This is a genomic window from Streptomyces sp. NPDC030893 (genome assembly GCF_055571535.1).
Genome location: NZ_JBVIFC010000026.1, coordinates 13,932 through 36,055 on the forward strand (window position 1 = coordinate 13,932; position 22,124 = coordinate 36,055).

Consider the following 22,124-nt stretch of genomic DNA (forward strand, 5'->3'; position numbering starts at 1 on the left):
CCTCGATTTCGAAGGCGGAAGGGGGGCGCGGATCAGGCCGGGGTCCGGCCCTGCCGGGCGGCGTTCTCCCGGGACTCCGCCTCCCAGACGCCGATCGCGCGGTCGCAGTCGACCTCGAATTCGAAGCGCCGCACCATGTCGGGCGTGACGTCCTCGACGTCGACGTAGAACTGCTCGTACCAGCGGCGCAGTTGGTAGACCGGACCGTCCTCCTCGGTGAGCAGGGGGTTCTCGATCCGCGACTTGTGCTTCCAGACCTCGACGTCCTGGAGGAACTGCTCCTCGAGACCGTCGACGAACATCGTGCCCATCTCCTGGGCCTGTTCGTCGGTCATGCCGGGCTTCTTCTCGACAATGATCCCGTACTGCAGGAGGAAGGAGTCGGGCGAGATCGGGTAGTGGCAGTTGACGAGCTTGGCCTCGACCGTGTCGCCGGCGGAGTCGGTCCAGATGGTGTCCAGCATGAACGAGGGGCCGTAGTAGCTCGCCTCGGAGCGGGTGACGGCCTCGGGCAGGTCCATCTGGACGCCCGTCCTGATGTCGTCCCGCCCGGTGGACGTCATGTACTGGGTCGCGATGTGTCCCTGGAAGACGTTCTTGAAGAAGCGCGGGATCTGGAAGTGCACGTAGAAGAAGTGCGCCATGTCGACCAGGTTGTCGACGATCTCCCGGCAGTGCGCGCCCTCGACGAGGTACGACTTCCAGGCCCACCGGGTCCACCGGCCGTTGTCGTAGTCGTCGATCTCGGGGATCGTCACCTCGGGCGGCGGCGGGTTGCCCTGCGGGTCGTTCCACACGAAAAAGAGCCCGTTGCGCTCCATCGTGATCCAGGCCCTGGTCCGTCCCCGCAGCGGCACCCGCCGGGCGTACGGGACCTTCGTGCAGCGTCCCTCGCCGCTCCAGCGCCAGTCGTGGAAGGGGCAGGCGATCTCGTCGCCCTTGATCACTCCCTTGGCGAGGTTGCCCCCCATGTGGCGGCAGAAGGCGTCGATCATGTGGAGGGTGCCGTCCTGGCGGGCGAAGACGACGGCCGTCTCCCCGAAGATCTTGACCTCGTGGGGTACGCCGTCACGGAAGCTCTCCGCCAGCCCCACGCAGTGCCAGCCGCGCGCGAACCTGGTGGGGTTGCTGCCCGCCTCGATGATCCGGATCTCGTCCTCGGCCACTGTCTCACCCATGTGTGCCTCCCCGGCTGACCGGTGCGCCACCGCACCGTGTCGGTGCGTCATCCTGAAACAGGCCGTGGCCGGCTTCCGAAGTCCGCTCCCACTGATCGGGAGCACCGGCCGGCGGGACGGCCGGCCGCCGCGCCGGTGCGCGGCGCGGGCGCCTGCTTCGGCGCACGGCAGCGTGACGTGACGCCGCACCAGGTCCTCGGGCATTCCGGCCCGCTCCGTCCGGGTATTCCGCCCGTCGCGTTGGTCGCTGCCGGGGGTATGGACCTGCGGCGAGGTCACGATTACAGTCCCAGCCAATCAAACGCTTGCTTGGTTCATGCGCGTCAACGTCCAAGGCCCTTCTGCGAAGAAGAGGAGCGGCCCGTGCCGACATCGAAGTTCGCCGTGCCCCCGCCCGTCCTCACCGAGCCCGTTCTCACCGCGGCGGAGCAGGACCCCGACCTGCCGTCGTCCATGGTCGGCCGGATGACACGCATCCTCGACGCGTTCGGCAGAACCGGTGTCGGGCTCACCCTGGAGGAAGTGGAGGAGCGCACCTCCCTGCCGCGTTCGACCGCGCACAGGATCCTCAACCAGCTCATCCAGCTCGGCTGGATCACCCGCGGTGACCACGGCTACTCCCTGGGGCGACGGGCACTGCGGTCGGGCGAGGGCACGCACGGCCGGGACGATCTGCGCAAGGCGGCCGCCCCCGTGCTGCACCGGCTCCAGGTGCGCACCGGGCTGGTGGTCCACCTCGCGGTTCTCGACGGGCCCGAGGTCGTCTTCCTGGACAAGATCGGCGGCGCCTTCGCCGCGTCCCTGCCGTCCGACGTCGGCACCCGCTGGTGGGTGACGAACAACGGGCTCGGCAAGGCGATGCTGGCCTACCTCCCCCCGGAGGAGGTCCAGGACCTGCTCCGGGACTGCCCCGACCTCGTCGACAACGGGGACGAGGGTTTCACTCCCCTCCACTGCGAGCTGGACGCCATCCGGCGCATGCGCGGCATCGTCTTCGACCGGGGCGGGGGCATGCCGGGAGTCGGTGCGGTGGCCTGTGTCGTGCGCGGGCCCGACCGGCCGGCCGGCGCGATCTCCGTCTGCGGCGAGCTGCGGCGGATGCACCTGGAACGGCTGGCGCCCTTGGTCGCGCGGGCCGCGCAGCAGGTGTCGGAGACACTCCACCCCGAGTTCGCCCGGCCCGCGGGCGGTGCGCCGCCCGGGTCCGGGGCGGGGCCGGCGGTCACCCGGCCCGGCAGCGCCTTCGGCCGGGACACGGCGCGTGAGTGGCTGGAGGGGCCGTACGGCGGTGGGTGCTGCGGCCAGCGCGCCGTGTGCAGCCGACGCAGGCGGGCGTGACCGCGGGGAGTGCGGGGCTCGGCGCGCTGCCCCGGAGGGCCTGGGGAACCGGGCCGGCATCCGTGGGCACGGCGACAGCTCCGGAGCGGACGCGGACGCCGGTCCGGTCGTAACCCGCGCGCACACCGTCCGCGCGACCGGGAAGCCCCGCCTCCCGGGGCTCCGGCGACGGCTGCGACTCCGGGTCCGGGTCCGCGTCCGGGTCCGGGTCCGAGGGAAGCGGCGGACCCGGCACGAAACCCGCGCGTACCGTCCACGCGACCGGGATGGCCCGCCGCCCCGGACTCCGGCGGTGGCTTCCCGGGCTCGGTGCGGGCGCGTCGGCTTCCGGGAGGGTGGGACGTCATCAGTCCTCTTCGGCAGTGCCGGTGACCCGCCGTCCGCCTCCGGCCGGCGGCGTGGCGGCGGATGGCCCGTGGGCCGCCGTCCGGTGCTGCGCCAGGTGCGGTGTCGTGGTGCGCCCGTGCCGTCCGGTTCCGGGCCTGACGCCCCTGCCCGGCCCGTCCCGCCTCGGCCCTCACGCGTCGCCCGAACCCACCCCGGGCCGGCACACGTTCCGGGCGCCGCCCCGCTCCCCCGGCGGGAACCGGTACCGCTTCGGGCGGGGCGGGCCCCGTCGTCCGTCGGACGTCCTGGTCCGGTCACGGGGTGGGCGGGGCGCCCCACGGGGCCGCCTGCTCCAGTTGCGCCACGAGGGCGAGGAGTACTCCCTCGCCGCCGAGCGGTGCGGCGAACTGGACCCCGAGCGGCAGACCCGCTCCGTCGTGGCCGAAGGGGACGGACATCGCCGGCATGCCGGTGACGTTGTGGACGCTCGTGAAGGCGGAGTAGACGGCCGCGTTGCGGTAGACCGACTCGGGGTCGGCCGTGTCGAGGGTGCCCAGCAACGGCGTCGGCTGGGCCAGGGTCGGGCTGAGCACCACGTCGAACGCGCGGAACCCGGCACCGACCTCCCAGCCGATCTCCTGCGCCCGGCGCAGCGCGCGGCTGACGTCGGCCGCGGGCAGAGCGCGGTACGTCTCGTACAGAACACGGGTGAAGGGCTCCACGTCGTCGTCCGCCAGGGGCCTGCCGAGCCGGTCGAGGCGGGCGTCGATCTGGGCGACGAGGTCCGCGCCCATCAGGACCCCGGAGGTGCGGCCGACGTCGGCGGGGCGGTAGCGGGCGGTGGTCTCCACGACCTCGTGGCCGAGCCGTTCGCACAGCAGGGCCGCGGCACGGGCCGCGCCCGCGCACTCGGGGTGCACCTCCGGGCCCTCCGGCAGCTCGGTGAGCAGGCCGATCCGCAGCGGTGCCGGGTCACGGCGGGCCAGTTCGGTGAAGAACGCGGCCGGCTGCGGCGCGGCGTAGGCGTCCCCGGGCAGCGGTCCGGCGGCGACGTCGAGGAGCAGGGCGCTGTCCCGGACGGTCATGGTGACGGCGTGGTGTACGGAGAGGAGGCCGGACAGGGTGGTGGGCCGCGGTGCGGGCGGGACGCGGCCGCGGCTGGGTTTGAGTCCGAACAGTCCGCAGGCCGCGGACGGGATGCGGATGGAACCGCCGCCGTCGCTGGCGTGCGCGACCGGGACCATCCCGCCCGCCACCGCGGCCGCCGAACCGCCGCTGGATCCGCCGGGTGAGTGCGCGTCGCTCCACGGGTTGCGGGTGGGGCCGAAGAGCGCCGGCTCGGTGGAGGCGTTCAGGCCCAGCTCGGCGGTGTTGGTGGTGCCGAGGACGACCGCGCCTGCACGGCGGTAGCGGGACACCAGTTCGCTGTCGCGCGGGGCGGTCGCACCGGCGAACAGGCGGCTGCCGCCCGTCGCCGGCAGGCCCTCCACGTCGGTGCCGAGGTCCTTGACGAGGATCGGGACGCCGTGCAGCGGGCCGTCGGGCAGCCCGGCCGCAACCTCGGCCAGGGCCTCCTCGAACCGGGTGTGGACCACCGCGTTCAGCCGGGCTCCGAGCTTCTCGACGCGGGCGATCGCCTGCTCGACGACGGTACGGGCGTCGGCCCCGCCGTTCCTGACGGCCTCGGCCGTGGCGACGGCGTCGAGGCGGCCCCCGACGCCTCCCCCGCCCGTCACGCCACGTACCCGGAGGGTTTGCCCCAGGTGTCGCGGCGGGTGGTGCCGCGGTCGACCAGGACGCAGCGGGTGCCGGTGAAGTTGGTCGGCATGCACTTGTTGCAGTGGATGCACAGCGACGGCGTGGAGGCGTCCTGGCGCAGCCGGTTGACGAGGTCCGGTTCGCGCAGCAGGGCGCGGGCCATGGCGACGAACTCGAACCCCTCGCGCATCGCCAGGTCCATGACGGGCTTGTCGGTGATGCCGCCGAGCAGGATCATCGGCAGCTTCACCGCGGCGCGGATCTGCCGGGCGTCCTCGAGGAGGTAGGCGTCCCGGTAGGGGTAGCTGCGCAGGAAGCGCTCGCCGACCAGCTTCACGCCGAGCTTGATCGGCTGGGGCATGATCGCGGAGAACTCGTCCAGCGGGGCGTCGCCCTTGAAGAGGTACATCGGGTTGAGCAGGGAGCTGCCCGCCGTCATCTCCAGGGCGTCGACGGTGCCGTCCTGTTCGAGCCACTGCGTCACCGGGATGGCCTCGTCGAGCCAGAAGCCGCCGGGCACGCCGTCGTCCATGTTCATCTTCGCGATGATCGCGACGCGCCCGCCGACCGCGTCGCGCACGGCGCGCATGATCTCCCGGGAGAGCCGGGCGCGGTTCTCCAGGCTGCCGCCGTAGGCGTCCGTGCGGTGGTTGACCCGGGGGCTGAGGAAGGAACTGGCCAGGTAGTTGTGGCCGAGGTGCACCTCGACGGCGTCGAAGCCCGCCTCGACGGCACGGCGGGCGGCCTCGGCGTGCGCCTCGGTGATGCGGCGGATGTCACCGAGGGACGCCTCCTTCGCGAAGCTGAGGGTGGTGGCGTGGAAGTGCCTGGACGGGGAGAGGGCCGGGGCGCCGTTGGCCTTGGGGTTGGCGACGGGGCCGCCGTGTCCGATCTGCGCCGAGACGGCGGCGCCCTCGGCGTGCACGGCGTCGGTGAGGACGCGCAGGCCCGGCATCGCCTCGTCGGTCCAGTGGATCTGGTGGCGGTCGGTGCGTCCTTCCCTGGCGACCGCGCAGTAGGCGACGGTGGTCATGCCGACGCCGCCGCGGGCGTAGGCGACGTGGAAGTCGACGAGGTCCTGGGTGACCAGGGACTTGTGGCTGAGCCCCTCGTAGGTCGCGGCCTTGATGACGCGGTTGCTCAGTTCGACGGGGCCGAGCTTGGCCGGGGCCAGGACGTCGGGGACGTCCGGGGTGTCGTCGGTGGTCACGGCTGGTTCCTCCTTGGTTCGGCGTGGTGGCAGGCGACCCGGTGGCCGGGGCGGATCTCGCGGGGCTCGGGCTCCTCGTCGGCACAGCGTTCGGTGGCCAGCGGGCAGCGGGTGCGGAAGCGGCAGCCGGACGGCGGGTTCAGGGGGGAGGGGAGCTCGGCGGCCGGCGCTTCGGCGGCGGGGGCCGCGGCGGCGGAGCCGAGCTGGGCCTCGGGGAGCGAGGCGAGCAGCAGACGGGTGTAGGGGTGCGCGGCCTCGTGGTGCATTCCGTCGGAGGGCAGCACCTCGCAGACCTTGCCGAGGTACATGACCATGACGCGGTCGCTGATGTTCTTGACCACGGACACGTCGTGGGCGATGAAGACCATGCTCAGCGAGCGCCGGCGGGCCGTCGTCTCCAGGAGGTTGAGGATCTGCGCCTGTACGGAGACGTCCAGGCTGGAGACGGGTTCGTCGCAGATCAGCACCTCGGGGTCGAGCATGAGGGCGCGGGCGATGCAGACGCGCTGGCACTGGCCGCCGGAGAGCTCGTGCGGCCGGCGCTCGCGTACGGTCGCGGGGTCCAGGCCCACGTCGCGCAGGGCGGCGTCGACGCGCGCGTCCTTGTCCCGGGTGTCGTCGCCGTGCCCCCAGATCGACGGGCCCTCCCAGACCAGGTCCTTGACCCTGCGGCGCGGGTTCAGGGCGGAGACCGGGTCCTGCATGATGATCTGCATCCGGGCGCGGGCCCGGCGCAGTTCCCGCGGGGCGAGTCCGGTGAGGGTGACGTCGCCGAGGCGGACGGTGCCGGAGTCGGGGGGCGGCAGCTGGATCAGGGAGCGGCCGACGGTGGACTTGCCGCAGCCGGACTCGCCGAGGATGCCCAGGGTCTCGCCCGCCGCGACCTCCAGTCCGACGCCGGAGACGGCGTGCACCTTCCGCCCGCGTCCGGCGGGGAACTCCACGACGAGGTCCTCCGCGCTCAGCGCGGGGTGCGCCGGGGTCGCGGCGGGGGCGTCACGGGTGGTCATACGGTGGCCTCCTCGGTGGCGCCCAGGGGGTGGTGGCAGGCGACGGCGCCGCCGGCGTCACGGTCCCCGGTGTAGCCGGCGAGGCCGGGGGCCTCGGTGGTGCAGCGGTCGGTCGCGAGGGTGCAGCGCGGGGCGAACCGGCAGCCGGGGGGCGGGTGCAGCAGGTTGGGCGGCCGGCCCTCGATGGCGGGCAGCAGGGTGTGCGGGGGCTGGTCCAGGCGCGGGATCGAGGCGATCAGGGCGCTGCTGTAGGGGTGGCGGGGGCGGTCGAAGACGGCGGCGGTGTCCGCGTACTCGACGAGGCGGCCGGCGTACATGACCGCGACGCGGTCGGTGCGGCCGGCGACGGTGGCGAGGTCGTGGCTGATCAGGACGGTCGCCATGCGCAGTTCCGCGGCGAGCGAGCGCAGCAGGTCCAGGATCTGCTTCTGCACCGTGACGTCGAGGGCGGTGGTCGGCTCGTCGGCGATGAGCAGCCGCGGCCCGCAGGCGAGGGCCATGGCGATGACGACGCGCTGGCGCATGCCGCCGGAGAGTTCGTGGGGGTACTGGCCGGCGCGTCTGCCGGGCTCGGGGATGCCGACCTGCCGGAGCAGGTCGACGGCCCGGTCGCGGGCCCCGGCGCGGCTCAGGCCCAGGTGCAGCCGGAGACTCTCGGTCAGGTGGGCGCCGACCTTCCTCACCGGGTTCAGGGAGGTCATGGGGTCCTGGAAGACCATCGCGATCTCGGTGCCCCACAGGGCGCGCCGCCCGGCGGGGGTGAGGGCGTGGACGTCCTTGCCGCCGATCAGGACGGTGCCGGACACGCCGGTGCCGGGCCCCTCGGCGATCAGGCCCATCAGCGTGCGGCCGAGCACGGACTTGCCCGACCCCGACTCGCCCACGATGCCGAGGGTCTCGCCCTCGGACAGGGTGAGGGAGACACCGTCGACGGCTCGTACCGGGCCGTGCGGGGTGCGGAAGGTGGTGCGCACGTCGGTGGCGGTCAGCACCGGGAGGGCGTCGGAGGGGGCGGTGGACGCCGGTGGGGTGGTCACAGTTTCACGCTCCGGGAGTCCCATCGCCCGCGAGCCTTCTCACCGACGATGTTGAAGGCGAACACGGTGAGGAAGAGGAAGGCACCGGGCACGAGCACGATGTGCGGGTGCTCCTCGAAGACCTGGCCCTCGCCCTCGGCGATCATGTTCCCCCAGGTCGGTTCCGGCGGCTGGATGCCCAGTCCGAGGAAGCTGAGGGAGGCCTCGGCGACGATGAGCACGGAGATCATCACGACGGCCAGGGACAGCAGGGGCAGCAGCACGTTGGGCAGCAGTTCGCGCAGCAGGATGCGGGAACGGGTGGCGCCCATGGCGCGGGCGGCCACGACGAACTCCCGGTTGGCGTAGGCCATGGTGGTGGCGCGGGCCAGGCGCACCATGCCGGGAATGGTGAGCAGGGCCAGGGAGAGGGCGACGTTGTGCAGGTGCGGCTCCAGCACGGTGGCGAGGGCGATGAGCAGGATCAGGGGCGGCACGGCGAGCAGGGAGTTGGTCGCGATGCCCACCGCCCGGTCGACGGTCTTGCGGAAGTAGCCGGCGACCATGCCGATCGCTCCGCCGACCACGGTGCCGAGGGCGACCGCGGACAGGGAGATGAGCAGCGAGGAGCGGGCGCCGTACAGGGACCGGGCGAGCAGGTCGAGGCCGAAGGCGTTGGTGCCCAGCGGGTGGGTGCCGGTGAACGTGGGGGTGGCGAAGACGGGTTCGGCGACGGTGCTCGCGACGTCCCGGTCCTCGGCGAGCGGCAGCCACGGTGCGCACACGATGGCGAGGCCGAGCAGCAGGAGCCAGCCCGCGCCGAACCAGAAGGCCACGTCGAAGCCGGGACCCGCCCAGCGCTTGCCGAGCCGGGAGGCGCCGGTGAGCAGCAGGGCGAGGCCCAGCAGCGCGACGGCGGCCTTGACGGGGGCGACCAGTTGGGGTGTCGTCGCGCCGAACACCAGCAGGACGAGCCCGGCGGCGGTGAGGGCCGCGGCGGTGAGCAGGGGTGGCGGGAACACGGTCCGCTTCCGCGGAGCCAGGTCAGACATGAGCACGTCGCGTCCTCGGGTCGAGGTAGCCGTAGGAGAGGTCGATGCCGGCGTTGATCACCACGTAGATCACGGCGACGGTGAGCACGGCGCCCTGGACCATGGGGTAGTCGCCCTGGCCCGCGGCGTTGACGATGAGTGTCCCCATGCCGGGCAGCGAGAAGAGGTACTCGACGACGACGGTGCTGCCGATCAGCCGGCCGAGGCTCAGGCCGAGCAGGGTGACCAGGGAGAACGAGGAGGGACGCAGGGCGTCGGTGAACAGGATGCGCAGCGGGTGCATGCCCTTGGCGCGGGCGGCGAGGATGTAGTCCTCCCGGAGGGTCACGATCAGGTCGCCGCGCAGCACCCGGGTGAACATGGCGAGTTCGGCGAGGGCGACGGTCAGGGCCGGCAGGAAGGCGTGGTGCAGATTGCCCAGCAGGTCGCCGTCGCCGATCCGCACCCACTCCGAACGCGGGAACCAGCCGGCCGAGTTGACCAGGACGAGGATCAGCAGCAGCCCGGCCAGGAAGCTCGGCACGGACAGGACGCCGAAGCTGCCCGCGCCGATGATCCGGTCGGCCGCCGATCCCTCCCGGTACGCCGACCACATGGCCAGCGGCACGGCGATCAGCAGGGCGATGAGCAGTCCGAGCGCGGCGATCTCGAGGCTGACGGGCAGCGCGGACAGCACCCGGTCGGTGACGTCGCTCTGCGGCGGTACGACGGACCGGCCGAGGTCGCCGCCGAGGACGCCGCCGAGCCAGTCGAGGTAACGGGTGACCAGCGGCTCGTCGAGCCCGAGTTCCGCACGGAGCGCGGCGTACTCGGCGGGTGCCCGGCCGGCTCCGAGGATGTCGACCGCGGGGTCGCCGGGCATGAGGACCACCAGGGAGAACACCCCGATGCTCGCGATGAACAGCACTCCGAGGAGTTCCAGCACCCGTAGGGCCGGCCGGCGCAGCGCGGCGGGAATCATCGTTCCTCCAGATCTTCGCCCGGCGGCGCCGCCGGGCCGGGGGCCGCGGGGGTCACTCGGCGATCCAGGCCTCGCCGAAGAGGGCCATGTACTCGTCGGTCGGCACGATGCCGTGCACGTTCTTGCCCCAGGCGGTGAAGGCGGCGCTGGCACCGAGGTTGACCAGCGGGACGTCCTCGTTGAACAGCGTCTGGATGTCGTCGAGGACCCGCTGGGTCTCGGCCTCCTCGGTCGCGCCCTGGAGCTCGACGAGCAGCTTGTCCATCTTCGGGCTGGCGTAGCCGCCGGGGTTGCCGTAGCTCTGGGAGTTCAGCACGCTCTGCAGGCGGTGGTAGGGGTCGCTCTCGGAGACGCTCGCCGCGCCGCGGCTGAGGTCGAAGTCGTGCTCCACGTAGGTCTTCGCCACGCGGTCGGCGATGGAGGAGACGAGGTCGAGCTTCACCGTGAAGCCGACCCGTTCCAGCATCGCCTTGATGACGACGGCCTTGGACCGGGCGACGGGGTCGGTGCCGTCCATGTAGGTGATGGCGCCGTCGTAGCCGTCCTTCCTGGCTTCGGCGAGGAGCTTCCTGGCCTGGTCGAGGTCCATGCCGGTCGGCTTCACCTCGGAGTGCCAGCGCGACTCGGGCGGGAAGATCTCCTGGCCCGGCAGGCCCTTGCCGTCGTAGGCGCGTTCCGTCTCCAGGGCGGGGTCGAGGGCCAGGGCCATGGCCTTGCGGACCCTGAGGTCCGCGCCGGGCCGGCCCTCACGGGTGTTGATGGTGACCATGCTGCCGAGGCCGGTCAGGGTCAGCTCACCGGGGTGGCCTTCCTTCACGGCGTCGTCGACCACGTCGGGGCCGCGCAGGTAGACGACGTCCGCCGTGGCGTCGTTGAGTGCCTCGAGTTTGGCGCGGTCGGACTGCGGCCAGGTGAACCGCAGTGCGTCCAGGTACGGTTCGCCCTTCCAGTAGTTCTTGTTCGCCTTGAGGACCATCTCCTCCTGGGGCCGGTGCGAGCCGAGCGTGAAGGGGCCGGCGCCGATCGGCACGAACGTCTTCCCCGCGTACGCGGCGGGTGCCACGATCATGCCGGGTGCCTGGGCGAGCATCGCGGGGAAGGTGGCCCAGGCGTTGCGGAGGGTGAAGACGACGGTGGAGTCGTCGGGGGCCTCCATTTTCGCGAGGTTCGGGGCGAGCAGGGCCGTGTCGGCGCCCTTGTTCTTCTGGTACCACTCGATGCTGCCGATCACCGCCTCGGCGTCGAGCGGCGTGCCGTCGGAGAACTCGACGCCGTCGCGCAGGGTGAGGGTCCAGGTCCTGGCGTCGTCACTGGACTTCAGGGATTCGGCCAGCCACGGCTCGTACCTGTGCGCGGCGGTGTCGTAGCGCATCAGGACGTCGTAGACGGCGGCGAGCGCGGAGCCGCCGGAGGCGCCCGTGGCGTAGGTGACGGCGGGGCTGAGGCTGCGGGCCTCGGCATAGTCGGCGAAGTGCAGGGTCCCGCCGCGGACGGGTTCGCCCGCGGCGGGCTGTTCGCCGATGCCGCCGAAGGTGTAGCGGGCGCGTTCGGCCTTCTGCTGCTTTCCGCCGTCGCTCCCCCCGTCGTCGGGTGAGACGCACGCGGAGGTGAGCAGCGCCGCCGTGGCCAGGGCCGCGGCGAGGCGGGCTCGCGCCCGGGGTGCTCGCTTCATGTCTTCCTCCATCTGTCCGGTGGGGGGAGCGGGAACGGCCCGGGTCCGGATCGGGTGGGGGGACGGTATGGCCGGTGCTTCCCGGCCGACGTGACGCATCCCACTGACCGGGAGCCGGGTGGGCGGCGGGACTCACGGCCGGGGCGGCCCTCCGGTCTCCTCCCGCGCCGTGACACGGTGTCCCGGTGAACGGAACCGGACGGGAGCGCCGTACCGTCCGCGCCGACACTGACCACGACCGCGATCCCAGTGGAGTTCCCGACGCACCAGGAGTCCCGATGCCCAGCGACACGGATCACCGCTCCGCCGCCCTCGCCCGGGCGGCCGCGCTCACCGGCCCGGGCGGCCGGTTCGAGCTCGCCGACGACGACGTACTGGGCACCCGGATGCCGGTGTTCACCCACCGGCAGCGCGCCCTGCACGAGGTGCTGCACGCCTCCGTCGCCCACGCCGACCGCGACTACATCGTCACGGCGGACCGCCGTATCACCTTCGCCGGGCACGCGGCCCAGGTCGCCTCGCTGGCACAGGTGCTGCGCGAGGAGTACGGCATCGCCGAGGGCGATCGCGTGGCCATCGCCGCGGCCAACTCCCCCGAGTGGATCCAGGTCTTCTGGGCCACGGTCTCGATCGGCGCGGTGGCGGTCGGTTTCAACGCCTGGTGGACGGCGCCCGAGTTGGCCCACGGTCTGCGCAACGCGGAGCCGGCGCTGGTGGTGGCCGACGCGAAGCGGTCGGAGCGGCTGGCCGGGTGCCCGGTTCCGGTGCTGTCCATGGAGGACGACGTGCGCCGTTTCCTGACGGCCCACCCCCACGCGCCGCTGCCGTCCGCCGATGTGGCCGAGGACGATCCGGCCGTCATCCTGTACACGTCGGGCACCTCGGGCCGGCCCAAGGGCGCCGTGCACACCCACCGCAATCTGCTGGCCGTGGTGGAGTACCACCGGCTGAACGACGCCTTGCTGCGGGAGTTCGGCAACCCGATGGCCCCGGAGGACCGCGTCTACCTGCTCGCCCTGCCGCTGTTCCACATCGCGAGCCTGCACAACCTGGCCGTGCCGCGCCTCGCCACGGGCAGCCGGATCGCCCTGCACGAGGGCGCGTTCGACGTCGACGCCGTGCTGGGCATGATCGAGCGGGAACGCGTCACCAACTGGGGCGCGGTGCCCACGATGGCGCACCGGCTGCTGGAACACGGCCGGGCCGACCGGTACGACACCTCGTCGCTGACGGCGTTCGCGCTGGCTTCGGCGCCGTCGACCACGGAGTTCAAGGAACGGTTGCGCAGTGCGCTGCCGTTCGCGAAGGACTCGCTGGTGGACAGCTACGGTCTGACCGAGTCCTGCACGGCGATCGCCGCCGCGACCCCGCAGGACCTGGCGGAGGCCCCCGGCACCCTGGGCCGGCCCGTGACCGGTGTCCGGCTGGAGATCCGCGACCCCTTCGGCGAGGTCCTCGGCGAGGGCGAGGAGGGCGAGGTGTGGGTGCGCAGCGCGTACAACATGCTGGGCTACTGGCGCGATCCCGAGGCCACCGCGAACACCGTCGTCGCGGACCGCTGGCTGCGCACCGGGGACCTGGGGTGTCTGCGCGGGGGCCGGCTGTATCTCAGCAGCCGCCGCTCGGATTTGATCATCCGCGGTGGGGAGAACGTCTATCCGGCCGAGATCGAGACGGTGCTGGCCCGGCATCCGGACGTCCGGGAGTGCCTGGTCCTCGGGGTGCCGCATCCCGACCTCGGTCAGGAGGTGGCCGCCGTGGTGGTGCTCCGGCCGGGGTCGGCGGTCACCGAGGAGGCGCTGCGGGAGTACGTGGCGCGGGAGGTGGCCTACTTCAAGGTGCCCCGGCGGTGGCGGCTGACCGGCGAGGAGTTGCCGCGCAACGCGACCGGGAAGGTGATCCGGCGCGCGGTGCGGGTCTGAAGGGACGGCAGCGCAGCGGGGTGCCCCGGCCGCCGTACGGCGGCCGGGGCACCCGTGTGTGCGGCGCGCGGCAGTCGTGTGCGGCTCAGAAGTCCCCGGGGCCGCGCAGGGTCGCCTCGGCGCCGCCGTCGACGTAGAGCACCTGCCCGGTGATGTGGGTGTTGTCGTCGGAAGCCAGGAACAGGACGGCTCGCGCGACGTCCTCCGGCCGGAGGTATCCGTGGAGCGGCATGGGGACCGCCGCGTCCATGGCCTTCTTCATCTCGGGGTCGTCGAAGAGTCCCTCGCTCATCGGCGTGAGCACGATGCCGGGCGCGACCACGTTCACGGGTATTCCGGCGTCGGCCCAGCCGGGGGCGACGGCGGTGCGCCGCGCCCACTGGGCGAGCGCCGCCTTGGAGGAGGGGTAGAGCTGTCGCGCGCGGCCGTCGGCGACGGCGCGTTCGGCGTAGTGGAGGGCCCGGTCCTCGTCGTCGGCCAGGCAGGCCGCGACGACGTCCGGGTCGGCGGGCCGGGTGCCCGAGACGGAGCCGATGAGGACGACGCGGGGGTGCGGGGCCGCGGCGAGTGCCGGACGCAGTGCCGTCACGAACCCGGTGGTGCCGAAGTAGTTGACCGTCACCGTGGCCGCGCCCGGTACGGACGTGCCGGCGCAGGTGACCACGGCGTCCACCACGTGGCCGGCCGCCTCTGCCGCCGCGCCGGCGGCCTCGGCACGGCCGTGCGGGGTGGACAGGTCGGCGTCGATCTCGCCGCCGCGCAGGTCGACCCCGATCACGCGGTCGCCCCGGGCGCGGAGCAGGGCGGTGAGGGCGGCACCGATCCCGGAACCGGATCCGGTGACGACGACGTTGCGTGACATGGGGCGCTCCTCGGGTCGGCCGAACGGACTCCTCGCACCGTAGGCAAGGGGCACCGCACCGGGCCCGAACGGTCCCGGTGACCGGGCGGGGTCGCACGGGCGGGCGCGAGACGGGTCGCGCGATCCGGACTCGGGGAGGCGCCAGGCGGACCGTCCCGGCGACCGGGCGGGTCGCACGGACGGGCGGGTCGCACGGACGGGCGGGTCGCACGGACGGGCAGGTCGCACGGACGGGCAGGTCGCACGGACGGGCAGGTCGCACGGACGGGCAGGTCGCGCGGACGGGCAGGTCGCGCGGACGGGCAGGTCGCGCGGACGGGCAGGTCGCGCGGACTGCGGGTCGCACGGGCGGGCGCGAGACGGGTCGCAGGGGCTGGACTCGCCGAGGCGCCAGGCGGACCGCCCCGGCGACCAGGCGGATCGCACGGACTGCGGGTCGCACGGACGGGCGCGAGACGGGTCGCAGGGGCTGGACTCGCCGAGGCGCCAGGCGGACCGTCCCGGCGACCAGAGGCGGATCGCACGGACTGCGGGTCGCACGGGCGGGCGCGAGACGGGTCGCGCGATCTGACTCGGGGAGGCGTCAGGCGGGCCGTCTCGGTGACCGGGCGGGGTCGCGCGGAGGGGCGGGTCGCAGGGACCGCAGGTCGTGCCGCTCGGGTGCCGGGCAGGCGGCGGGGGCGTCGGGCGGGTGCCGGGCAGGCGCCCGGGCGCCGGGGGCCCGCGGGCGGTGCGGGGTGGGCGGCACACGCGGGCCCCGGACCGGCACGGGGCGTCGGGCAGGCGTCAGGCGCGGTCCGCGAGGGCCGGACCGAGCAGGAGGCGACAGGCGAGCCTGATGCCGTCCTGTGCCGCCTCGGGTGAGGAGCGTTCGTACAGGACGGTGACGAGCAGGCCGTACCAGGCCTGTTGGAGGATGCGCACCGCGCGGCGGTCCCCCTCGGAGGGGTCCGTCACACCCGCGGTGCGCAGCATCAGGCCCGCGAGGAGCTCGTCCGTACGGCCGGCCTGGCCGCCGGGGGCCACACTGCTGGACTGCATCATCGCCAGGGCCAGCAGCGGCTGTTCGAAGAGCTGCCGGCTCGCCCCGGTGAGCAGTTCGGCGACCGCGTCCACCGGCCCGGTGCCAGGCCCGGGCGAGGGGGTCTCGGCGGCGAGGCGGCGCACCTGGGCATGCATGACGGCGGCGAACAGATGCGCCTTGGAGGGGAAGTAGCGGTACAGGGTCGCGATGGCGACGCCGGACTCCCTGGCCACGTCCTGCATCTGCATCCGCTCGTGGCCGTACGCCGCCCCCAGCCGTGCGGCGGCCCGCAGGATGCGGGCGCGGCGCAGGCGCTGGCCCGCCGAAGTGGGACGTGCGGGAATCCTCTCGCGGGAGGTCCGGGGCACGGTCATGGACTCCTTCCGCCGGCCGCCGATGGTCCCGCGTGCCGCGGGGGCGCGGTGCGCCCGGTTCCGGTCAGTGGGACGCGGCTGTATCCCGCGCGGGGCGCGGACTTTGATGGCCGTTCCCCCTTCCCGTTCCCCCTTCCCGTTCCGTCGCATCCGAGAGAGGTGCCCCCCATGCGGCTCGGCATCACCAGTCCCGTCGTCACGGCCGTCCCCGGCGTCCACTCGCCCTGGGAGCGCGACGCCGGCATCGAAGAGCTCGGGGCGGTGGCCGAGGCCGCCGACCGGCTCGGCTTCCACCACCTGACCTGCTCGGAGCACGTCGCCGTGCCCGTGGACGTCGCGGAACAGCGCGGCGGGACCTACTGGGACCCGCTCGCCACCCTCGGGTACCTCGCCGCCCGCACCCGCCGCATCCGGCTGGCCACCCAGGTCCTGGTGCTCGGCTACCACCACCCGCTGGCCGTCGCCAAGCGCTACGGCACCCTGGACCGGGTCTCGGGCGGGCGGCTCGTGCTGGGGCTCGGCGTCGGCTCGCTGGAGGAGGAGTTCCGGCTGCTCGACGCGGCCTTCGAGGGGCGCGGCTCGATCGCCGACGACTCCCTCGCGGCGCTCCGCGCCTCCCTGTCCCGGCGCGAACCCGCCTACCACGGCGAGCACTTCGACTACGAGGGGTTCGTGGTGGAGCCGCACGCCGTGCAGGAGCGGGTACCGCTGTGGATCGGCGGCCGGACACCGCGCTCCCTGCGCCGGGCGGTGAAGCACGGCGACGGCTGGGTGCCCTTCGGGCTGCCGCTGGACCGTTTGCGTGCGATGCTCGACGCGGCCGAGCTGCCGGAGGGCTTCGAGGTGGTCCTGACCACGGAGCGTCCGCTCGATCCGACCGGCGACGCGGGCGGTACGGCCGAGGCGCTGCGGAGGGTGTCGGAAGCGGGTGCCACGCTGATCGGTGTGTCGGTGGCCGCCCGGTCGGCACGCCACTACGTCGAACAGCTGGAGGCGCTGGCCTCGATCGCCGGGCTCACCGACGGGGCCGCGGCCGGGGAGGGTGCGGCGTGAGCGAGGACCGGCTGGCGGCCGTCGAGGCCCGGCTGCGGGGGCTCGAGGACGAACGGGACATCGCCCGGATGATGGCCTCGTACGGACCCCTGGTCGACAGCGGCGACGCGGACGGCGTCGCGGCGCTCTGGGCACCGGACGGTGTCTACGACATCGACGAGCTCTACCTGGCGGGCCGGGAGCGGATCGGGGAGATGGTGCGGTCCGCCGCGCACCAGGGCTGGATCCGGCAGGGCTGCGCGCACGTCGTGGGTCCGCCGCACATCACGGTCGACGGCGACGAGGCGGTCGCGGTGTGCCACTCGCTGATGGTGGTGCACGAGGAGGGCCGGTACGTGGTGCGCCGGGCCACCGCCAACCACTGGTGGCTGCGCCGTACGGACTCCGGCTCCGGGTGGCAGGTGGTCAGGAGGACCAACCGGGTCCTGGACGGCCGGTCCGAGTCTCCCGCGCTGCTGTCCGACGGGGTGCGCGGGGAGCCGCCGAGCGCCTGAGGGGGCGTGCCGCACACCTGCCGCGGGTGCCGCCGGCCCCGGCCACTCGGACCCGCCGACGCGGGTCAGCGGTCCTCGCACCGCGCGGGCGGACGCCGTCCGGCCGTCGTCCCCGTTCGTCCGCGGGAGGCCCCGGGCACCCTCGGCGGACACCGCGCGGCCCTCGCCCCGGCCCCGGCCACCCGCCCGGGCGCCCGCGGTGACCTCCCGCGGCGCGCCGCGGAGGGGTGGCGCGAGCCGTCACCCCTCCGCGGCCTCCCGGTCGGTGCTCGGCAGTGGACTCCGGCAACGGCCGGCGGGACCCCCGGCCGCGGGCGTCAACGCGCCCCGTACACCGGCTGCGGTGTCTCCGCGTCGGCCAGCAGCCTCCGCGCGGTCCCGCCGGCCTCGGCGGGGCTCCAGCGGGCGCCCTTGTCGGCGGTGGGGCCCGGCCGCCAGCCCTCCATCACGGTGATGCGACCCGCCTCGGCCTCGAAGACACGGCCGGTCACGCCCGTGGAGGCCGCCGAACCCAGCCACACCACGAGCGGCGACACGTTCTCCGGGGCCATCGCGTCGAAGTCGCCCTCGCCGGGGGCCGCCATGGTCTCGGCGAAGGTCTCCTCGGTCATCCGGGTGCGGGCGGCCGGGGCGATCGCGTTGACCTGGACGCCGTAGCGGCCCATCTCGGCCGCGGCGACCAGGGTCAGGCCGACGATGCCGGCCTTGGCGGCGGAGTAGTTGCCCTGGCCGACGCTGCCGAGCAGACCCGCGCCGGAGCTGGTGTTGATCACGCGTGCCTCGGGGGTGCGGCCCGCCTTGGCCTCGGCCCGCCAGTGCGCCGCCGCGTGCCTGAGCGGCAGGAAGTGCCCCTTGAGGTGGACGCGCATCACCGCGTCCCAGTCGTCCTCGTCCAGGTTGACGAGCATCCGGTCGCGCAGGAACCCGGCGTTGTTGACGAGGGTGTCGAGCCGGCCGAAGGAGTCGAGCGCGGCGGCGACGAGGGAGGCGGCGCCGTCGGCGGTGGCGATGTCGCCGCCGTGCGCCACTGCCTCGCCGCCGGCCGCGCGGATCTCCTCGACGACCTGCTGGGCGGGCCCGCTGCCCGCGCCGGAGCCGTCGAGTCCCACGCCCAGGTCGTTGACGACGACCTTGGCGCCCTCCGCGGCGAACGCCAGGGCGTGGGCGCGCCCGAGGCCGCGGCCGGCGCCGGTGACGGCGACGACCCGGCCGGCGCACAGGGAGGTCGGTGAGGTCATGACGGTGTCCTTTCGCAAGGGGCGGGAGGAGGGGCGCCGTACCGGTCAGTGGCACGGCCCTCCCCCGGTGCCCGGATCACTGCTACCTTCGGCCTAACAAACGTTTGGTGGAAAGGTAGCTGATCTGCTCATGGGTGTCTCCACCTCCGCCCCGCAAGAGGGCGTCGCCGTCGTCACCGTGGACTTCCCCCCGGTCAACGCCCTGCCCGTACAGGGCTGGTACGAGCTCGCCGCCGCGGTGCGCGCCGCCGGCTCCGACCCGGAGGTGCGCTGTGTGGTGCTCACCGCCGAGGGCCGCGGGTTCAACGCGGGCGTGGACATCAAGGAGATGCAGCGCGCGGACGGGCACGGGGCGCTGATCGGCGCCAACCGCGGCTGCGCCGAGGCGTTCGCCGCCGTCTACGAGTGCGAGGTCCCCGTGGTGGCCGCCGTGCACGGCTTCTGCCTGGGCGGCGGCATCGGCCTGGTGGGCAACGCGGACGCGATCGTGGCCAGCGACGACGCCACCTTCGGGCTCCCGGAGCTCGACCGCGGCGCGCTCGGCGCGGCCACGCACCTCGCCCGGCTCGTCCCGCAGCATCTGATGCGGGCCCTGTACTACACCTCGCGCACCGCCACGGCCGCGGAACTGCACCGGCACGGCTCGGTGTGGCGGGTGGTACCTCGCGAGGAACTGCGGGCGGCCGCCCTGGAACTGGCGGCCGAGATCGCCGCGAAGGACGGTTACCTGATCCGGCTGGCGAAGGCCGCCATCAACGGCATCGACCCGGTCGACGTGCGCCGCAGCTACCGCTTCGAGCAGGGCTTCACCTTCGAGGCCAACCTGAGCGGGGTCGCGGACCGCGTGCGCGACACCTTCGGCACGGACAAGGAGCGGTCGGCGTGACCCAGGACAAGACGATGACGGCCGACGAGGTCGTCGGCCGGCTGCGCAGCGGCATGACGATCGGCATCGGCGGCTGGGGCTCCCGCCGCAAGCCGATGGCCCTGGTGCGGGCCATCCTGCGCTCGGACCTCACCGACCTCACCGTGGTCTCCTACGGCGGCCCGGACGTCGGTCTGCTGGCGGCCGCGGGGAGGATACGCAGGCTCGTCGCGGCGTTCGGCACGCTCGACTCGATACCGCTGGAGCCGCACTTCACCGCGGCCAGGCAGCGCGGCGCGTTCGAGATGACCGAGCTCGACGAGGCGATGTTCATGTGGGGGCTGACCGCCGCGTCGCAGCGGCTGCCGTTCCTCCCGGTCCGGGCCGGTCTCGGTTCGGACGTCATGAGGGTCAACCCGTCGCTGCGCACGGTCAGGTCGCCCTATGACGACGGGGAGGAACTGGTCGCGGTTCCGGCCCTGCGCCTGGACGCCGCACTGGTCCACCTCAACCGCGCGGACCGGCACGGCACCGGGCAGTACCTGGGACCCGACCCGTACTTCGACGACCTGTTCTGCGAGGCGGCCGACCAGGCGTACGTCTCCTGCGAGCGGATCGTCGACACGGCGGACCTGCTCAAGGAGCACGGGCCGCAGACCCTGCTGGTCAAACGCATGTTCGTGGACGGGGTCGTGGAGACGCCGAACGGCGCGCACTTCACCTCCTGCGTGCCCGACCACGAGCGGGACGAGTCGTTCCAGCGTGCCTACGTCCGGGCCGCCCGCGATCCCGAGGCGTGGCCGGCCTTCGCCGAACGGTTCCTGTCCGGGGACGAGGCCGCCTACCAGGCCGCCGTCACCGCCTTCCACCAGGAGGAAGCATGAGCACCGCCGAGACGGAGACGGCCGCAGCGGCGGCGAGCCGCGCCGAGTACTGCGTGGTGGCCTGCGCGGAGGCCTGGCGGGGGGCGGGTGAGGTCCTCGCCAGCCCGATGGGCACCGTCCCCGCCATCGGGGCGCGCCTGGCGAAGCTGACGTTCTCCCCCGATCTGCTGCTGACCGACGGGGAGGCGCTGCTCATGGCGGACGTGCCCGCGATCGGGTCGAAGCCGGGGACGGTGGAGGGCTGGCTGCCGTTCCGCCGGCATCTCACGCTCACCGCCACCGGCCGCCGGCACGTGATGATGGGCGCCAGCCAGATCGACCGCCACGGCAACCAGAACATCTCCTGCGTCGGCGACTGGGCCAAGCCCTCCCGGCAGTTGCTCGGGGTGCGCGGCGCCCCCCTCAACACCGTGAACAATCCGACGAGTTACTGGGTGCCGAAGCACTCCGCCCGGGTGTTCGTCGAGCGGGTCGACATGGTCAGCGGCGTCGGGTACGACCGGGCCGCCGCGGCCGGTCTCTCCGCGTCCCGCTACCACCGCGTCCCGGACGTGATCACCAACCTGGGCGTCTTCGACTTCGAGACGCCCGACCGGACGATGCGGCTGCGCTCCCTGCATCCCGGGGTCACCGTCGAGGAGGTCACCGCGGCCACCGGCTTCGCCCTCACCGTGCCCGACGAGGTGCCGTACACGCGGGAGCCCACCGGGGCGGAGCTGGCACTGATCCGCGAGGTCATCGACCCGAAGGGGCTGCGCGAGCGCGAGGTCCCGGCATGAGCGGGCCCGCCGGTTCCCCCGCCGGTTCTCCCCCGGTGTTCCCGACCGCGCTGACCGCGCTGACCGGGGTGCGTCATCCGATCGTGCAGACCGGCATGGGCTGGGTGGCCGGGCCCCGGCTGGTGTCCGCCTCGGCGAACGCCGGGGCCCTCGGCATCCTCGCCTCCGCGGCCATGACCGTGGAGCAGCTGCGTGCGGCGGTCCGCGAGGTCAGGTCCCGTACGGACGCGCCGTTCGGCGTCAACCTGCGGGCCGACGCGGGGGACGCCGGCGAGCGGGTGCGGATCATCATCGAGGAGGGGGTGCGGGTGGCGTCCTTCGCCCTCGCCCCCTCCAAGGACCTGATCGCCCGCCTCAAGGACGCCGGTGTCGTCGTCATCCCCTCCATCGGTGCCCGCCGGCACGCGGAGAAGGTCGCCGCCTGGGGAGCGGACGCGGTCATGGTGCAGGGCGGCGAGGGGGGCGGGCACACGGGCGACGTGGCCACGACGGTGCTCCTGCCCCAGGTGGTGGACGCGGTGGACATCCCGGTGATCGCGGCGGGCGGCTTCCACGACGGCCGCGGTCTGGTCGCCGCGCTCGCCTACGGGGCGGCCGGCGTCGGCATGGGCACGCGTTTCCTGCTGACGTCCGACAGCACCGTCCCCGAGGCGGTGAAGGCGAGGTACCTGGCCGCCACCGTCAAGGACGTCACGGTCACCACGCGGGTGGACGGGCTGCCGCACCGCATGCTCCGCACCGACATGGTGGACTCACTGGAGCGCTCCGGCCGCGCCGCCTCGCTGCTGCGGGCGCTGCGGCACGCTTCGGCGTTCCGCAAGGAGTCGGGGGCGAGCTGGCCTCAACTGCTGCGGGACGGGCTGGCGATGAAGCACGGCAAGGAACTGACCTGGAGTCAGGTCCTGCTGGCCGCCAACACCCCGATGCTGCTCAAGGCGTCGATGGTCGAGGGCCGCACCGACATCGGGGTGATGGCCTCGGGCCAGGTGGCGGGCCTGATCGACGACCTGCCGTCGTGCGCGGAACTGGTCGAGCGCATCGTCGACGAGGCACTGACCGCGCTGAAGTCCCTGCCCGGGGGCTGACCGCCCGGCCAACGGGGACGGG

19 protein-coding genes are annotated in these 22,124 nt (G+C 73.6%); 8 read left to right on the plus strand and 11 right to left on the minus strand.

Annotated features, from left to right (window positions below; translation table 11 throughout):
• Positions 1-32 precede the first annotated feature (32 nt).
• The gene (locus tag ACZ434_RS31175) at positions 33-1,178 is read right to left on the minus strand and encodes a Rieske 2Fe-2S domain-containing protein (protein ID WP_468461783.1); all 1,146 of its coding nucleotides are present in this window, start codon (positions 1,176-1,178) and stop codon (positions 33-35) included.
• Between the two features lie 363 nt (positions 1,179-1,541).
• On the opposite strand from ACZ434_RS31175, the gene ACZ434_RS31180 reads away from it, so the two are divergent.
• Positions 1,542-2,516 (plus strand): IclR family transcriptional regulator, encoded by a 975-nt coding sequence (locus ACZ434_RS31180; protein WP_468461785.1) that lies wholly within the window; start codon positions 1,542-1,544, stop codon positions 2,514-2,516.
• Positions 2,517-3,157: 641 nt separating this feature from the next.
• Here ACZ434_RS31180 and ACZ434_RS31185 read toward each other — a convergent pair.
• From ACZ434_RS31185 to ACZ434_RS31215, 7 genes are read right to left on the minus strand one after another with little or no spacing between them, the layout of a single operon-like run.
• On the minus strand, positions 3,158-4,579 hold the full coding sequence (locus tag ACZ434_RS31185; protein WP_468461787.1) for an amidase: 1,422 nt from the start codon (positions 4,577-4,579) through the stop codon (positions 3,158-3,160).
• Positions 4,576-5,811, minus strand: coding sequence for an NADH:flavin oxidoreductase (locus ACZ434_RS31190; protein ID WP_468461789.1), 1,236 nt, complete (start codon positions 5,809-5,811; stop codon positions 4,576-4,578). Before ACZ434_RS31190 ends, ACZ434_RS31185 begins: the two co-directional genes overlap by 4 nt.
• On the minus strand, positions 5,808-6,821 hold the full coding sequence (locus ACZ434_RS31195; protein WP_468461791.1) for an oligopeptide/dipeptide ABC transporter ATP-binding protein: 1,014 nt from the start codon (positions 6,819-6,821) through the stop codon (positions 5,808-5,810). Before ACZ434_RS31195 ends, ACZ434_RS31190 begins: the two co-directional genes overlap by 4 nt.
• On the minus strand, positions 6,818-7,858 hold the full coding sequence (locus ACZ434_RS31200) for an ABC transporter ATP-binding protein (protein ID WP_468461793.1): 1,041 nt from the start codon (positions 7,856-7,858) through the stop codon (positions 6,818-6,820). The genes ACZ434_RS31195 and ACZ434_RS31200 overlap by 4 nt, the downstream gene beginning before the upstream one ends.
• Entirely contained in the window at positions 7,855-8,889 is a 1,035-nt protein-coding gene (locus ACZ434_RS31205) for an ABC transporter permease (RefSeq protein WP_468461795.1), read from the minus strand. The genes ACZ434_RS31200 and ACZ434_RS31205 overlap by 4 nt, the downstream gene beginning before the upstream one ends.
• Positions 8,882-9,850, minus strand: coding sequence for an ABC transporter permease (locus ACZ434_RS31210; protein WP_468461797.1), 969 nt, complete (start codon positions 9,848-9,850; stop codon positions 8,882-8,884). Before ACZ434_RS31210 ends, ACZ434_RS31205 begins: the two co-directional genes overlap by 8 nt.
• 52 nt (positions 9,851-9,902) lie before the next feature.
• The gene (locus ACZ434_RS31215) at positions 9,903-11,522 is read right to left on the minus strand and encodes an ABC transporter substrate-binding protein (RefSeq protein WP_468461799.1); all 1,620 of its coding nucleotides are present in this window, start codon (positions 11,520-11,522) and stop codon (positions 9,903-9,905) included.
• Between the two features lie 278 nt (positions 11,523-11,800).
• Here ACZ434_RS31215 and casG point away from each other — a divergent pair, with 278 nt between their 5' ends.
• Positions 11,801-13,444 carry a steroid-24-oyl-CoA synthetase gene (casG, locus tag ACZ434_RS31220; protein ID WP_468461801.1) on the plus strand — a complete coding sequence of 548 codons (1,644 nt, stop codon included), beginning with the start codon at positions 11,801-11,803 and terminating at the stop codon, positions 13,442-13,444.
• A gap of 85 nt (positions 13,445-13,529) precedes the next feature.
• On the opposite strand, the gene ACZ434_RS31225 is transcribed toward casG, so the two are convergent.
• Both ACZ434_RS31225 and ACZ434_RS31230 read right to left on the minus strand, forming a co-directional pair.
• Positions 13,530-14,306: an SDR family oxidoreductase gene (locus ACZ434_RS31225; protein WP_468461803.1), complete on the minus strand. Its 777-nt coding sequence runs from the start codon at positions 14,304-14,306 to the stop codon at positions 13,530-13,532.
• A gap of 786 nt (positions 14,307-15,092) precedes the next feature.
• The gene (locus ACZ434_RS31230) at positions 15,093-15,704 is read right to left on the minus strand and encodes a TetR/AcrR family transcriptional regulator (RefSeq protein ID WP_468461805.1); all 612 of its coding nucleotides are present in this window, start codon (positions 15,702-15,704) and stop codon (positions 15,093-15,095) included.
• Between the two features lie 168 nt (positions 15,705-15,872).
• Here ACZ434_RS31230 and ACZ434_RS31235 point away from each other — a divergent pair, with 168 nt between their 5' ends.
• On the plus strand, positions 15,873-16,757 hold the full coding sequence (locus ACZ434_RS31235) for an LLM class F420-dependent oxidoreductase (protein WP_468461807.1): 885 nt from the start codon (positions 15,873-15,875) through the stop codon (positions 16,755-16,757).
• Positions 16,754-17,251 (plus strand): nuclear transport factor 2 family protein, encoded by a 498-nt coding sequence (locus ACZ434_RS31240; protein ID WP_468461809.1) that lies wholly within the window; start codon positions 16,754-16,756, stop codon positions 17,249-17,251. The genes ACZ434_RS31235 and ACZ434_RS31240 overlap by 4 nt, the downstream gene beginning before the upstream one ends.
• Positions 17,252-17,568: 317 nt before the next feature.
• On the opposite strand, the gene ACZ434_RS31245 is transcribed toward ACZ434_RS31240, so the two are convergent.
• A complete protein-coding gene (locus tag ACZ434_RS31245) occupies positions 17,569-18,489 on the minus strand; it encodes an SDR family oxidoreductase (RefSeq protein ID WP_468461811.1) in 921 nt (306 codons plus the stop codon).
• Between the two features lie 130 nt (positions 18,490-18,619).
• Between ACZ434_RS31245 and ACZ434_RS31250 the strand changes: the two genes are divergently transcribed.
• From ACZ434_RS31250 to ACZ434_RS31265, 4 genes are read left to right on the plus strand one after another with little or no spacing between them, the layout of a single operon-like run.
• A complete protein-coding gene (locus ACZ434_RS31250) occupies positions 18,620-19,375 on the plus strand; it encodes an enoyl-CoA hydratase family protein (protein WP_468461813.1) in 756 nt (251 codons plus the stop codon).
• A gap of 14 nt (positions 19,376-19,389) precedes the next feature.
• Positions 19,390-20,238 (plus strand): CoA transferase subunit A, encoded by an 849-nt coding sequence (locus tag ACZ434_RS31255; RefSeq protein ID WP_468461869.1) that lies wholly within the window; start codon positions 19,390-19,392, stop codon positions 20,236-20,238.
• Positions 20,235-21,017 carry a CoA-transferase subunit beta gene (locus tag ACZ434_RS31260; protein ID WP_468461815.1) on the plus strand — a complete coding sequence of 261 codons (783 nt, stop codon included), beginning with the start codon at positions 20,235-20,237 and terminating at the stop codon, positions 21,015-21,017. The genes ACZ434_RS31255 and ACZ434_RS31260 overlap by 4 nt, the downstream gene beginning before the upstream one ends.
• The gene (locus ACZ434_RS31265) at positions 21,014-22,102 is read left to right on the plus strand and encodes an NAD(P)H-dependent flavin oxidoreductase (protein WP_468461817.1); all 1,089 of its coding nucleotides are present in this window, start codon (positions 21,014-21,016) and stop codon (positions 22,100-22,102) included. The genes ACZ434_RS31260 and ACZ434_RS31265 overlap by 4 nt, the downstream gene beginning before the upstream one ends.
• Positions 22,103-22,124: the final 22 nt, after the last annotated feature.